We start from the raw sequence: 13,456 nt of genomic DNA on the forward strand, positions 1-13,456 counted from the left end.
AATGCGCAGGCGGTTGTAAAAGGAAAACTGCCGCTGAGATTATTACTGTGTATCAGGCCGCGACATAGGCTATAAATGACCTTTTGTGGTCAGCAGGAGTGCTCTATGCAAACGGACAACCCGTTTTATCACGTCAGTTTATTACCGTATCAGGCGCCGCATTTTGATGCGATTAAGGATAGCCACTATCGCCCGGCGTTTGACGCCGCGAAACGTATTAAACGCGCAGAGATAGCGGCGATTGCTAATGACACGGCAGCGCCCAGTTTTGAAAACACTTTTCTGGCGCTGGAGAAAACCGGGCAAATGTTGGGGCGCGTCGCCAGCGTCTTCTTTGCCATGACAGCCGCGCACACCAACGATTACCTGCAGCAGCTTGATGAAGAGTTTGCCGCTGAACTGGCCGAGCTGGCGGATGAAATGCGCCTGAACGCGGTGCTGTTTGCGCGTTTAGACAAGGTTTATCAGCGCCGCAATGCGTTAAATCTGGATGAAGAGTCTCTGCGCCTGATTGAAGTGGTCTGGCAAAATTTTCATTTTGCGGGCGCAACGTTAAACGAAGAGAAAAAGACACGTCTTAAAGCACTGAATAAAGAGGCCGCGCAGCTTAGCAGCCAGTTTAATAATCGTCTTCATGCGGCGGACAAAGCGGCCGGGCTGGTGGTGGAAGACGAGCAGCAACTGGCCGGATTAACCGCCGCTGAGATCGCGGCGGCGGCACAGCACGCCGCGGCTAAGGGACTCCACGGCAAATATCTGATTCCCCTGCTTAACTTTACCCAACAGCCCGCACTGCAAACGCTGAGCCACAGAGCGACGCGTGAAGCACTGTTTAAAGCGGGCTGGAACCGCACCCAGCAAAACGACAGCCATGACACGCGCGCCATTGTTGCTCGCCTTGCAGCCCTCCGCGCAGAGCAGGCACAGCTGCTGGGTTTTGAAAACTACGCGGCGTGGAAAATTGCTGACCAGATGGCAGAAACGCCGCAGGCGGCGCTGCAGTTTATGCGCAACATCGTGCCTGCCGCCACGGCTCGCGCCGGGCGTGAACTGGCTGATATTCAGCAGGCGATCGACGCACAGCAGGGGGGCTTTAAAGCGGAGGCCTGGGATTGGGCGTTTTACGCCGAACAGGTTCGACGTGCAAAATACGATCTCGACGAAACGCAAATTAAGCCCTATTTCGAATTGAATAATGTGCTGATTAACGGCGTCTTCTGGGCCGCAAGCCAGCTTTTCGGCCTGACATTTGTTGAGCGCTTTGATATTCCGGTCTATCACCAGGATGTGCGCGTCTGGGAAATTTTCGATAATGACGGGCGCGGCATGGCGCTGTTCTACGGCGATTTCTTTGCCCGCGACAGCAAAGGCGGCGGGGCATGGATGGGCAACTTTGTTGAACAATCCACGCTGCTGGAGCGTGCGCCGGTGATTTACAACGTCTGCAACTATAACCAACCCGCAGCCGGTGAAGCGGCGTTACTCTCCTGGGATGATGTGGTCACGCTGTTTCATGAGTTCGGTCACACCCTGCATGGGCTGTTTGCCACCCAGCGCTACGCAACACTCTCCGGCACCAATACACCGCGCGATTTTGTGGAGTTCCCTTCGCAAATCAATGAGCACTGGGCGCGTCAGCCGCAGGTATTTGCGAACTATGCCCGCCATTACCAGAGCGGCGAACCGATGCCGGATACGCTTAAAGAGAAGTTATTCCGTGCCGCGCGCTTTAATAAAGGCTACGACATGACGGAACTGCTGGCTGCTGCGTTGCTTGATATGAACTGGCACAGTCTGCCTGCGGGAACAGAAATAGATGATGTGGCGCACTTTGAAGCCTCTGCGCTGGAGCGGGAGCAAATCAATTTACCCGCGGTCCCTGCGCGTTACCGCAGCAGCTATTTTGCCCATATCTTTGGCGGTGGCTATGCGGCGGGCTATTACGCCTATATCTGGACGCAAATGCTGGCCGATGACGGCTATCAATGGTTTGTCGAACAGGGGGGGTTAACGGCGCAAAACGGCCAGCGCTTCCGTGAGGCGATTTTGTCGCGTGGCAATAGCCGTGAACTGAAAGCCTTATACCACGACTGGCGGGGACACGCGCCATACAGCGAACCGATGCTGGAAAACCGCGGGCTAAGCTGAAAAGAAGCCATGCGCCATCTGGCGCATGGCATTAATGTTTTAAGCTCAGCGCCCAATAGGACGTGGTTTACCCTCGTTATCGACCGCAACGTAGATAAAAACAGCTTCTGTTGCTTTATAGCGCTGGCCAATGGGTTCGGAAGAAACCTTTTTCACCCAGACTTCTACGTTGATGGTAATTGAGCTGTTGCCACGTTTTATGCAGCTTGCATAGCAGCACACCACATCACCTACGGCGACAGGTTTGAGAAATGTCATGCCGTCAACGCGCACCGTTACCACGCGACCATGGGCAATCTCTTTCGCCATAATGGCGCCGCCCATATCCATTTGCGCCATCAGCCAGCCGCCAAAAATATCGCCATTGGCGTTAGTGTCGGCAGGCATGGCCAGGGTGCGTAATACCAGTTCCCCAACGGGAGTGTCTTGTGGGATCATTTCTCCTCCTGCGGCATGTGGCGATAGATATAAACGCCGCTCAGTAGCGTAAACACCAGCGTTGCCGCCGTCAGGCCGAACACTTTAAAGTTGACCCACACGCTTTGTGGTAACCAGAAGGCAACGTAAACATTCAGCGCCCCACAGAAGATAAAGAACAGCGCCCAGGCGACGTTCAGGCGTGACCATACGCTTTGCGGCAGGGCAATCTCTTTGCCCAACATGCGTTGAATCAGCGGCTTGCCCATCACCAGCTGGCTAATTAACAGCGCCGCGGCAAACAGCCCGTAAATCACGGTCACTTTCCATTTGATAAATTCGTCATTATGGAAGAACAGCGTCAGGCCGCCGAAAAAGGCCACCATCAGAAAGGTGACCAGCGCCATTTTTTCCAGCTTGCGGAATTTATACCAGCTATAAACCAGCGCAAAACCGGTGGCGACGATCAGCGCGCCAGACGCCACATAGATGTCGTACATTTTATAAAAAGCGAAGAAAACAATCAGGGGCAGGAAGTCGAGAAACTGCTTCATAATTTGTTCCGTAACAATGACTCCTGAGCGCCAGCCTGGCCGCTCAGGAGCAGGTGAAGGTTATTGGCGCACCAGCATATACAAACGGAATACATAGATAAGCAACACCGCAGAAATAAGGTTGCTTATGGTATTCGCTACCACCCCGCCAATCGCCGGTGACAGCGCCGCAAAGGAAGAGGCAAGCATCAGGAGCGCGGTTTTCGCCAGCAGCCAGCTAATTACCGCGGGCGCGATAAGGCGCATATTACCCCAGGCAAGCCGCATGCTGCTGCGCATTGCCTGGAAAATTCCCGCTTTATCCTGAACCACCATAACCGGCGCAAAGGCGAGCAGAATCGCTAAGATAACGCCCGGCACCACAATCAACATAATGCCGATTTGCACCAGGAAGGTGGTCAGGAACATCAGAATAAAGATCTTAGGCAGCACCGGAGCCGAGGTGCCAATGGCACGTAGCGCGCTTACGCGTTGCCCGGCGCTCACCATCTGGATCAAAACCAGCACGCTGGCCGCAAGGATTGCATTGCCAATCAGACCGGCAAATGTCGAGGCCGCAGAGGCTTTCAGTAACATTTGCTGCTGCTCTGGCGTCATATTTTGCACCAGATCAAACAGCCCAACGCTATTCGATAAATTGTCTCCCTCGCTAAGGACCGACATTTGCTCGTCGCTGGGTGAAAAGGCGTGACCGATAACAACCGAAATAAAGGCACAAAGTAAAGCGATCAGTAAGATAGTAACAAACTGATTGCGTAGAAAATTCCCCGTGTCACGGTACACAGAACCCGCCGTGATAGACATGCACTCTCCTTGATGTTGCTCGGTTAAAAATCAGCGGGAATTGTACCCTGGATGACGGGCGCTGGCACCGACAAGATGCATGGCGTGAGTAAGTTACTGTCAGCGGCGTCAGAACGCTTTAAACCTGCGCATCGCTCCTTGTGGCCGCAGATAAAACCAGACCCTGCTCATCGGGGCCTGGCTTTATCAATGGGAGGGGGATTATTCTGGAAGCGTCGCCGCCTTGAGGCTCTGAGCAAAAGTGTGCAGCTTGCTGAGCATCACATCAGGGTTATCAAGGTTCTGCTCGATAATTTTGACAATGGCGGAGCCGGAAATGGCGCCGGCTGCCCCCGCTGAAATGGCATCTTTTACCTGGGACGGCTCGGAAATGCCAAAGCCCTGCAATGAAGGCGCGGCGCCCAATGCGCTCAGCTTTTCTACCAGATGATGCAGCGGCAGCTGCGCCCGGGTTTCCGCGCCCGTTACGCCAGCACGCGACAGCAGGTAGGTATAACCACGGCCATGTGCGGCAATTTCATGCAGCAGCGCATCATCGGCGTTTGGCGGGCAGATGAAAATCGGAGCGACGTTATGGCGCATTGCCGCCTGGCGGAATGGCGCCGACTCTTCAATTGGCACATCGGCAATCAGCACCGAATCAACGCCAACTTTGGCGCACAGCGCGTAAAATTCATCAATTCCACGGCTGTAGACCAGATTAGCGTACATCAGCAGGCCAATGGGGATCGTCGGGTGTTTCTGGCGGATCGCCGCCAGCATTTCAAAACACTGGGTTGGCGTGACACCCGCAGCAAAGGCACGCAGCGCGGCGTTCTGAATCGTCGGGCCATCGGCTAACGGATCGGAGAAGGGGATGCCTAACTCCAGCGCGTCGGCACCGGCTGCAATCAGCGTGTCGATAATTTTCAGCGACTGTTCTGGGGACGGGTCACCCAGCGTGACGAAGGGAACAAAAGCGCCTTCTTTACGTGCCTGTAATTGCTCAAAAGCGTGTTGATAACGTTCCATCAGATTTCCCCTCGTGCTTTCAGAATGTCGTGAACGGTGAAGATGTCTTTATCACCACGGCCAGAGAGGTTCACCACCAACAGCTGTTCTTTTTCCGGGTTCTCTTCGATCATTTTCAGCGCATGAGCCAGCGCGTGGGAAGATTCCAGCGCCGGGATAATCCCTTCGCTACGGCACAGCGTTTTGAAGGCTTCCAGCGCTTCGTCATCGGTAATCGAAACATAATCCGCGCGGCCAATACTGTTGAGGTGCGCATGCTGCGGCCCTACCGACGGGAAGTCCAGACCGGCAGAAATAGAATAAGATTCTTCAATCTGGCCTTCGTCGGTTTGCATCATCGGCGATTTCATCCCGAAGTAGATGCCGACGCGACCATGTTTCAGCGGTGCCCCGTGTTCACCGCTTTCGATACCGTGCCCGGCTGGCTCAACGCCAATCAGGCCGACTTTAGCGTCATTGATGAAATCAGCAAACATACCGATAGCGTTTGAACCGCCGCCCACACAGGCGATCACCGCATCCGGCAGACGGCCTTCTTTTTCAAGGATCTGGGCTTTGGTCTCTTCGCCAATCATGCGCTGGAATTCACGCACGATAGTCGGGAACGGGTGCGGACCTGCCGCGGTGCCGAGCATATAGTGCGCGGTGTCGTAGCTGCCAGACCAGTCGCGTAACGCTTCGTTACACGCATCTTTCAGCGTCGCAGAACCGCTGTGCACAGGAATCACTTCTGCACCCATCAGGCGCATACGGAACACGTTCGGCGACTGGCGCTCAACGTCTTTAGCACCCATGTAAATACGGCATTTCAGGCCGAGCAGGGCGCTGGCTAATGCTGATGCCACACCGTGTTGCCCCGCACCGGTTTCGGCGATAATTTCAGTCTTGCCCATTTTTTTGGCAAGCAATGCCTGGCCGAGGACCTGGTTAGTTTTGTGCGCGCCGCCGTGCAGCAAATCTTCACGCTTTAAATACAGCGTGGTTTTGCTGCCAGCCGTCAGATTGCGGCATTTGGTTAGCGCCGTTGGGCGACCCGCGTAGTTTTTCAGCAGGTCGTTAAATTCGGCCTGAAACTCCGCGTCGCTTTGGGCGGCGACAAAGGCTTCTTCTAACTGACGCAGCGCAGGCATCAGGATTTGTGGCACATACATACCGCCGAACTCGCCAAAATACGGATTAAGTAAAGTCATGATAATTTTCCTTAGTAAGCCCGCAGCGTCTGGAAGACGGCAGCCAGCTTGTTAGCATCTTTAATACCCGGTGCGCTTTCGACACCTGAGTTGAAATCTAAACCGCTGCAGCCCGTTTTAGCCGCCTCGACGCAGTTATCCGCCCCCAGTCCGCCCGCCAGAACGACGTTTTCCAGATTCTGGCCTGCCAGCAGGGACCAATCAAAGCGTTGCCCGCTGCCGCCCTGGCCGTTGTCGAACAGGTATTTATCAACGCGGTTTAAATCACGCGCGGGCAGGCTCGCTTTCACGCTCAGCGCCTTCCAGATTTGGACCTTCTCAGGAAGGGTTGCGCGCAGTTCGTCGATATACGCCTGGTTTTCATCACCGTGCAGTTGCACCGCAGCCAGGGCGAATTTTTCCGCTTTCTGCGTCACTTCGCTTATCGGGGCGTTGCGAAACACCCCGGCAAATTTGAGCGGGGCGGCGGCAATCACCGTAGCCGCTGTTTCATCGCTGACAAATCTTGGTGATGTCGGCACAAAAATCAGGCCGCCATAGATAGCCCCGGCTTCAAAGGCGGCGCGGGCATCCTGCGGGCGCGTCAGACCACATACTTTATTGTCGCCCAGCGTCACGCGGCGTACCGCGGCATTTAAGTCGTCTTCCCCCATCAGGGCAGAGCCAATCAGGAAGCCGTTAGCGTAGTGGCTCAGCTCGCGGATCTGCCCATAGCTGCTGATGCCTGATTCGCTGATGACCGTCACGCCATGGCCCAGGCGTGGCGCAAGCTGGCGCGTACGGTTCAGATCGATGGATAAATCACGCAGGTCGCGGTTATTGATCCCCACCACTTTGGCATCAAGCGCAATAGCGCGTTCGAGCTCTTCTTCATTACTCACCTCGGTCAGCACGCCCATATTCAGGCTGTGAGCCACCGCGGCGAGCTGGCGATACTGCTCATCGTCGAGCACGGATAGCATTAACAGGCAGGCATCGGCCTGGTAAAAACGCGCCAGATGAATCTGATACGAATCGATAATAAAGTCTTTGCACAGCACCGGTTGCGTGACAACGTCACTGACAATCGGCAGGAAATCAAAACTCCCCTGGAAATACTTCTCGTCGGTCAGTACTGAAATGGCGGAAGCGTAATGCTTATAGACATTCGCAATGCGCGCCGGATCGAAATCTTCACGAATCACCCCTTTCGACGGAGAGGCTTTTTTACACTCCAGAATAAAGGCGGTGCGGGCACCCTGCAGCGCGTGATAAAAGTTACGTGTTGCCGGAACAATGTTGTTCTGGAAACTTGCCAGCGGCTGTTGCTGCTTGCGGGCTGCAACCCAAATCGCCTTATCAGCGACGATCTTCGTTAATACGGTTTCCTGCATGGCTTATCCTCTTCCTGCAAGCGCTGTTACGCGGTCATAAGCTGCACCGCTGCGCAGGACTTCCAGCACGCGTTGTGCGTTCGCTTTGAGATCTTCCTGCCCGTGCAGACGCATGAGCATTGCAACGTTTGCCGCCACCGCAGACTCATGGGCTGTCTCGCCTTTACCTTGTAACAGGCGGCTGAGAATGTCACGGTTTTCTTCCGGCGTACCGCCCGCCAGCTGATCCTGATGATACGCGGGCAGGCCGAAGTCAGCGGCTTCCAGCTGGTAGCTTTTGATCTCACCGTCATGCAGCTCTGCAACTTGTGTGGTGGCATGCAGGGAAACTTCATCCATTCCACCGCTGTGTACCACCGCCGCGCGTTTGTATCCCAGAACGCGTAGCGTTTCAGCAATCGGCAGCACCAGCTCCGCGCTATAAACGCCAATCAGCGCCATTTGGGGATGTGCAGGGTTAATCAGTGGCCCAAGCACGTTAAATAGGGTGCGCGTTTTTAACTGCTGGCGCACGGGCATGGCATGGCGGAACCCCGTGTGGTATTTCGGTGCGAACAGGAAGCAAACCCCCAAATCATCCAGCGCCTGACGGGAGGCATCAGCGCTCATCTCCAGGTTGATACCGAACGCGGCCAGCAGGTCGGAAGAGCCTGATTTGCTGGAAACGCTACGGTTACCGTGCTTGGCCACTTTTAGCCCCACCGCCGCGGCCACAAAGGCGCTGGCGGTCGAAATATTGATGCTGTTGCTGCCGTCGCCCCCGGTGCCCACGATGTCGGCAAATGGGTAGTCCGGGCTTGGGAACGGCGCTGCGGCTTCAAGCATCGCCGTTGCGGCACCGGCAATTTCATTTGGGTGTTCGCCGCGCACTTTCATGCTCACCAGCGCTGCCGCCAGCTGTTCAGGCTTCAGCTCCCCGCGCACAATGGCGGCAAACAGCTGGTGGCTCTCTTCGCGGCTCAGGGTCTGTGCTTTATACAGCTTGTCGAGAATCGGTTGCAGCGTATTGGTCTGTTTTAACTTCAGCAGCGCCCAGTCGAGGGTTTGCTCAAGCAGGCGCGCGCCATGGGTGGTCAGAATCGATTCCGGGTGGAACTGGAAGCCACACACGCGGTCAGCGTCGTGGCGAACCGCCATTACCATGCCATCAAAATGGGCGTTGATGGTTAAACCCGCCGGGATGTTGCTGCCCACTAGTGAGTGATAACGCGCCACCGGCAGCGGGTTCGGCAAACCGGCAAACATCGCTTCGCCGTCGTGAGCGATAATCGACGCTTTACCATGCAGAATTTCGCCCGCCTGGCCGACATAACCGCCGTAAGCTTCAACAATAGCCTGGTGACCCAGACAGATACCGATAATCGGCAATTTGCCCCGCAAACGGGCCAACAGTTCAGGCATACAACCCGCTTCACCTGGCGCACCGGGACCTGGTGAGAGCATCAGCACCGGGTTGTCCATGGTTTCCAGGCGTTCAATTAAGGTCTGTGCCGGAACATGGTTACGATAGATGACGACATGGTGTCCGTTAGCACGCAGCTGGTCGGCCAGGTTATAGGTAAACGAGTCGATGTTATCGAGCAGCAGAATGTCGGCCATCAGAAAATCTCCTGTGCATGATGCGCGGTAGCGATAGCGCGCAGGACAGCGCGGGCTTTGTTACGTGTTTCGTCAGCTTCGGACTGAGGTACGGAATCCAGCACTACGCCAGCACCGGCCTGTACGGTGGCGATGCCGTTTTCAACGTAGGCGGAGCGGATAACGATACAGGTATCCAGATCGCCATGAGCGGTGAAGTAGCCGACGGCACCGCCGTAGCTGCCACGGCGCACACCTTCAGCTTTGGCAATGAGCTGCATAGCGCGCACTTTCGGCGCGCCGCTCAGGGTGCCCATATTCATGCAGGCGCGGTATGCGTGGAGCGCATCGAGATCTTTATGCAGCTCACCCACCACGCGGGACACCAGGTGCATCACAAAGGAGTAGCGGTCGACTTTAGTCAGGTCGGCAACATAGCGGCTGCCGGGGGTACAAATACGCGCCAGGTCATTGCGCGCCAGGTCAACCAGCATCAGATGCTCGGACATCTCTTTCTGGTCGGTACGCATTTCCAGCTCAATACGGCTGTCGAGATCGCGATCGAGCGAACCGTCTGCGCGGCGTCCGCGTGGGCGAGTCCCGGCGATCGGGTAAATTTCAATCTGGCGTGATTTCGCATCGTATTTCAGCGAGCTTTCCGGTGACGCGCCAAACAGCGTGAAATCGTTATCCTGCATAAAGAACATATACGGGCTTGGGTTGCTCTTTTTTAGCGTCTGGTAAGCGGCAAGTGGAGAAGGGCATGGCAGTGAGAAACGGCGCGATGGGACAACCTGGAAAATCTCACCGATACGAATGGCTTTCTGCATTTTGCGCACCACGTCGCCAAACTCTTCATCGCTCTGGTTGCATTCGCAGGTCATGCGTTCCACTTTTTGCACCGGCAGCGCAGAAGGTTCCTGTTGCATCTGCTTGCTTAGCTGCTCAGAACGTTGAATCAAACGCTGTTTTTCTGAAGCAGATGGGGTGAACAAGCTGGCCTGAATGCGGGTGTGTTTTTTCTGATGGTCGATAACCAGCAACGTCTCTGCCAGGTAGAAACAGTAGTCAGGGCAGTTGTTGTCTTGCCTGAGATCGGGCAAGTCTTCAAATCCTGCGACCAGATCGTATGCAAATAGGCCGCCGAAGAACATCGCTTCACGCTCGTTTTCCGGCACCGTTACCAGTTCCTGCATCAGACGGAAGGCGTCAAACACCGACAGTGAACACAGACGCGCATCTTCATCCAACAGCGAACTGATTGCCGGGAAGCGCAACACGCGGCCTTGTGGAGAATGTTTATTGTCCACGCCGCCAGGTAAAGCCGCATCCAGCAGTGGAAGCAGTGAGGCGCCATTTTCTGAAAGAGCATGAATCGTGACGGTGTCACCCAGGGCGGTAATACGCAGCGCACTGTCAACTAACAGCAGGCTTTTTAAATCGTCCTTACTGTCGATATCGGCGGATTCGAGCAGTAAGGTTGCAGGACGCGCGCCGCACAGCTGGTGGAAAACGGCCGTTGGGTTATCGCGATAGGGCGCGTCGTTAATCAGTAATTCGAGCGCTGGTTTTTGTGTTTGCATTTTCTGCTCTCATATTTTGTTCAAAAAAAGGCCCGCTTCATTGGCGGGCCTGGTATCAGGGCTGATTTACAGCCATAGCGATAACACAGCCCGCGATCGGGAGAGACGCCACCAGCCGTGCATGCGGATTATCGCTTTCATTTTCAGATACCTTGCGCGTGTGAACTTGCGTACTAGTTAACTGGTTCGGTGAATCAAAGTCAATAGCGATTTTTAGTTAGCGGTGAATATCGTTATCATGAGCGGCGTTTTTCTGTTTATTAACCCACCCGGAGCCATTTTGACTGAACCTACCCTTGCGGTGATTTACGATTTACACAGCCATACCACCGCGTCAGATGGCCTGTTAACCCCCGAAGCGTTAGTGCAGCGTGCTGTGGAGATGCGTGTCGGCATTCTGGCCATCACCGACCATGACACGGTAGCCGGGATCGCGCCCGCAAGGGAAGCGGTATCACGGCTGCAATTGCCATTGCGCTTAATCAGCGGCGTTGAGATCTCAACCGTTTGGGAAAACCATGAAATCCATATCGTTGGCTTAGGCGTTGATGAACATCATCCGGTTCTGACGGCGTTTTTAGCCCAGCAAAGCGAGCGCCGCGTACAGCGCGCGGCACTGATTGCCGAGCGTCTGGAGAAAGCCCATATTCCCGGTGCCCTTGAGGGGGCGATGCGCCATGCCAACGGGGGGGAAGTGACCCGTGGGCATTTCGCTCGTTTTCTGGTGGAGTGCGGTAAGGCCAGAAATATGGCCGAGGTGTTTAAGAAATACCTCGCTAAAGGGAAAACCGGTTACGTTCCGCCACAGTGGTGTACAATAGAACAAGCTATTGATGTGATTCATCATTCTGGCGGGCAAGCGGTTCTGGCACACCCGGGCCGTTATGACCTGACCGCTAAATGGCTGAAAAGGTTGCTGGCGCAGTTTGCCGAAAGTGGCGGCGATGCCATGGAAGTTGCGCAGTGTCAGCAGGCCCCAAACGAGCGTACCCAGCTTGCCAGCTACGCCCGGCAATTTAATTTGCTGGCGTCGCAGGGCTCGGATTTCCATCTGCCGTGCGCGTGGATTGAGCTTGGGCGCAAACTCTGGCTGCCCGCAGGCGTGGAGCCTGTCTGGCAGCACTGGGGCAGCAACCACATTGCTAAAGAGAGGGCAGTATGAGTCAATTTTTCTATATTCATCCGGATAACCCGCAGCAGCGCCTGATTAACCAGGCGGTGGAGATTGTGCGCAAGGGCGGGGTGATTGTTTATCCTACCGACTCGGGTTATGCGCTGGGCTGTAAACTTGAAGATAAGTCGGCGATGGAGCGTATCTGCCGCATTCGTCAGCTACCCGACGGGCACAACTTCACCCTGATGTGCCGGGATTTGTCGGAGCTGTCAACCTACGCTTTTGTTGATAACGTGGCGTTTCGCTTAATTAAAAATAACACGCCGGGCAACTACACCTTTATTCTCAAAGGCACCAAAGAAGTGCCGCGCCGTCTGCTGCAGGAAAAGCGTAAAACTATTGGTTTACGCGTGCCTTCAAACCCGATTGCGCTGGCGCTGCTGGAAGTCCTCAATGAGCCGATGCTGTCAACGTCGCTGATGCTGCCTGGCAGCGAGTTTACCGAGTCCGATCCCGAAGAGATTAAAGACCGCCTTGAAAAAGTCGTTGAGTTAGTGATCCACGGCGGCTATCTCGGCCAGCAGCCGACAACCGTCGTGGATTTAACCGATGATGCGCCGGTGGTTATCCGTGAAGGCGCAGGCGACGCTAAGCCTTTCTTATAAGTTCATCTGCGGCTATACTGTCCGGCCTAAAATGGGGCTGAACGTCCCATTATCCCTATTCGACGCCTGTGAAGGCGACACCCGAGGAAGCTCAATGAGCGATAAGAGCGAAAAGTTACAAAAAGTGCTGGCCCGTGCCGGCCATGGTTCCCGTCGTGAGATAGAAACAATTATCTCCGCTGGTCGCGTCAGCGTGGATGGCAAAATTGCCACGCTGGGCGATCGTGTTGAAGTGACTCAGGCCCTGAAAATTCGTATTGATGGCCACCTGATCTCGATTAAAGAATCCGCAGAGCAGATTTGTCGCGTGCTGGCTTACTACAAGCCGGAAGGCGAACTGTGTACGCGTAACGACCCGGAAGGGCGCCCAACGGTATTTGACCGTCTACCGAAACTGCGCGGTGCGCGCTGGATTGCGGTGGGCCGTCTGGATGTGAATACCTGCGGTCTGTTACTGTTCACCACCGACGGTGAGCTGGCCAACCGCCTGATGCACCCCAGTCGTGAAGTAGAACGTGAATACGCCGTGCGCGTCTTTGGCGAAATTGACGACAATAAAGTGAAACAGCTGGGGCGTGGTGTACAGCTCGAAGATGGCCCGGCGGCGTTTAAAACCATCAAATTTACCGGTGGTGAAGGCATTAACCAGTGGTACAACGTCACCCTGACCGAAGGGCGCAACCGTGAAGTGCGTCGCCTGTGGGAAGCCGTTGGCGTGCAGGTTAGCCGCCTTATTCGCGTGCGTTACGGTGATATTCAGTTGCCGAAGGGCCTGCCGCGTGGCGGTTATACCGAACTCGATCTGGGGCAAACTAACTACCTGCGTAAGCTGGTTGAGCTGCCGGAAGAGACCGAAAGCAAAGTGGCGGTAGAAAAAGATCGTCGCCGTATGAAAGCGAACCAGATTCGCCGTGCGGTAAAACGCCATACGCAAACCACTGGCGGCGGCCGTCGCGGTGGGCGCAGCAGCTAATATCTCAATCCCCTCTGCAGAGGGGATTGAGATTGCTGACAAAGAA

The 13,456-nt window shown here is 55.2% G+C and carries 12 protein-coding genes and 1 other annotated feature; of the genes, 4 read left to right on the forward strand and 8 right to left on the reverse strand.

Annotated features, from left to right (window positions below):
* Positions 1–105: 105 nt before the first annotated feature.
* A complete protein-coding gene (gene dcp, locus EHN07_RS17195; protein WP_124025261.1) occupies positions 106–2,148 on the forward strand; it encodes a peptidyl-dipeptidase Dcp in 2,043 nt (680 codons plus the stop codon).
* 45 nt (positions 2,149–2,193) lie between these two features.
* On the opposite strand, the gene yciA is transcribed toward dcp, so the two are convergent.
* From yciA to EHN07_RS17235, 8 genes are all read right to left on the reverse strand, one after another.
* Complete coding sequence (gene yciA / locus EHN07_RS17200; RefSeq protein WP_124025262.1) at positions 2,194–2,586, reverse strand: acyl-CoA thioester hydrolase YciA; 393 nt, start codon at positions 2,584–2,586, stop codon at positions 2,194–2,196.
* Positions 2,583–3,119, reverse strand: coding sequence for a septation protein A (locus EHN07_RS17205; protein ID WP_124025263.1), 537 nt, complete (start codon positions 3,117–3,119; stop codon positions 2,583–2,585). The genes yciA and EHN07_RS17205 overlap by 4 nt, the downstream gene beginning before the upstream one ends.
* A 60-nt stretch (positions 3,120–3,179) precedes the next feature.
* Complete coding sequence (locus tag EHN07_RS17210; protein ID WP_124025264.1) at positions 3,180–3,923, reverse strand: YciC family protein; 744 nt, start codon at positions 3,921–3,923, stop codon at positions 3,180–3,182.
* A 201-nt stretch (positions 3,924–4,124) separates the two neighbouring features.
* Entirely contained in the window at positions 4,125–4,934 is an 810-nt protein-coding gene (gene trpA / locus EHN07_RS17215) for a tryptophan synthase subunit alpha (protein WP_124025265.1), read from the reverse strand.
* Positions 4,934–6,127, reverse strand: a complete 1,194-nt coding sequence (gene trpB, locus EHN07_RS17220; protein ID WP_124025266.1) for a tryptophan synthase subunit beta — start codon at positions 6,125–6,127, stop codon at positions 4,934–4,936. The genes trpA and trpB overlap by 1 nt, the downstream gene beginning before the upstream one ends.
* Before the next feature lie 8 nt (positions 6,128–6,135).
* Complete coding sequence (gene trpCF / locus EHN07_RS17225) at positions 6,136–7,497, reverse strand: bifunctional indole-3-glycerol-phosphate synthase TrpC/phosphoribosylanthranilate isomerase TrpF (protein ID WP_124025267.1); 1,362 nt, start codon at positions 7,495–7,497, stop codon at positions 6,136–6,138.
* A 3-nt stretch (positions 7,498–7,500) separates the two neighbouring features.
* Positions 7,501–9,096, reverse strand: a complete 1,596-nt coding sequence (gene trpD, locus EHN07_RS17230; protein ID WP_124025268.1) for a bifunctional anthranilate synthase glutamate amidotransferase component TrpG/anthranilate phosphoribosyltransferase TrpD — start codon at positions 9,094–9,096, stop codon at positions 7,501–7,503.
* A complete protein-coding gene (locus tag EHN07_RS17235) occupies positions 9,096–10,658 on the reverse strand; it encodes an anthranilate synthase component 1 (RefSeq protein WP_124025269.1) in 1,563 nt (520 codons plus the stop codon). Before EHN07_RS17235 ends, trpD begins: the two co-directional genes overlap by 1 nt.
* A gap of 22 nt (positions 10,659–10,680) precedes the next feature.
* Positions 10,681–10,778: a sequence feature (Trp leader region), on the reverse strand.
* Between the two features lie 118 nt (positions 10,779–10,896).
* Between EHN07_RS17235 and rnm the strand changes: the two genes are divergently transcribed.
* The 3 genes from rnm (at position 10,897) to rluB (ending at position 13,410) form a co-directional block, all read left to right on the forward strand.
* Positions 10,897–11,820 carry an RNase RNM gene (gene rnm / locus EHN07_RS17240; protein ID WP_425267206.1) on the forward strand — a complete coding sequence of 308 codons (924 nt, stop codon included), beginning with the start codon at positions 10,897–10,899 and terminating at the stop codon, positions 11,818–11,820.
* Positions 11,817–12,437, forward strand: coding sequence for an L-threonylcarbamoyladenylate synthase (locus EHN07_RS17245; protein WP_124025271.1), 621 nt, complete (start codon positions 11,817–11,819; stop codon positions 12,435–12,437). The genes rnm and EHN07_RS17245 overlap by 4 nt, the downstream gene beginning before the upstream one ends.
* A gap of 94 nt (positions 12,438–12,531) precedes the next feature.
* Positions 12,532–13,410: a 23S rRNA pseudouridine(2605) synthase RluB gene (gene rluB / locus EHN07_RS17250; protein ID WP_124025272.1), complete on the forward strand. Its 879-nt coding sequence runs from the start codon at positions 12,532–12,534 to the stop codon at positions 13,408–13,410.
* Positions 13,411–13,456 lie beyond the last annotated feature (46 nt).

The organism is Buttiauxella warmboldiae, assembly GCF_003818135.1.
Lineage (GTDB): Bacteria > Pseudomonadota > Gammaproteobacteria > Enterobacterales > Enterobacteriaceae > Buttiauxella > Buttiauxella warmboldiae.

Bases quoted from the DNA above. Each gene is read 5' to 3' on its own strand.
- dcp (WP_124025261.1), top strand. From the start codon at position 106: ATGCAAACGGACAACCCGTTTTATCACGTCAGTTTATTACCGTATCAG.
- yciA (WP_124025262.1), bottom strand. From the start codon at position 2,586: ATGATCCCACAAGACACTCCCGTTGGGGAACTGGTATTACGCACCCTG.
- EHN07_RS17205 (WP_124025263.1), bottom strand. From the start codon at position 3,119: ATGAAGCAGTTTCTCGACTTCCTGCCCCTGATTGTTTTCTTCGCTTTT.
- EHN07_RS17210 (WP_124025264.1), bottom strand. From the start codon at position 3,923: ATGTCTATCACGGCGGGTTCTGTGTACCGTGACACGGGGAATTTTCTA.
- trpA (WP_124025265.1), bottom strand. From the start codon at position 4,934: ATGGAACGTTATCAACACGCTTTTGAGCAATTACAGGCACGTAAAGAA.
- trpCF (WP_124025267.1), bottom strand. From the start codon at position 7,497: ATGCAGGAAACCGTATTAACGAAGATCGTCGCTGATAAGGCGATTTGG.
- trpD (WP_124025268.1), bottom strand. From the start codon at position 9,096: ATGGCCGACATTCTGCTGCTCGATAACATCGACTCGTTTACCTATAAC.
- EHN07_RS17235 (WP_124025269.1), bottom strand. From the start codon at position 10,658: ATGCAAACACAAAAACCAGCGCTCGAATTACTGATTAACGACGCGCCC.
- rnm (WP_425267206.1), top strand. From the start codon at position 10,897: ATGAGCGGCGTTTTTCTGTTTATTAACCCACCCGGAGCCATTTTGACT.
- EHN07_RS17245 (WP_124025271.1), top strand. From the start codon at position 11,817: ATGAGTCAATTTTTCTATATTCATCCGGATAACCCGCAGCAGCGCCTG.
- rluB (WP_124025272.1), top strand. From the start codon at position 12,532: ATGAGCGATAAGAGCGAAAAGTTACAAAAAGTGCTGGCCCGTGCCGGC.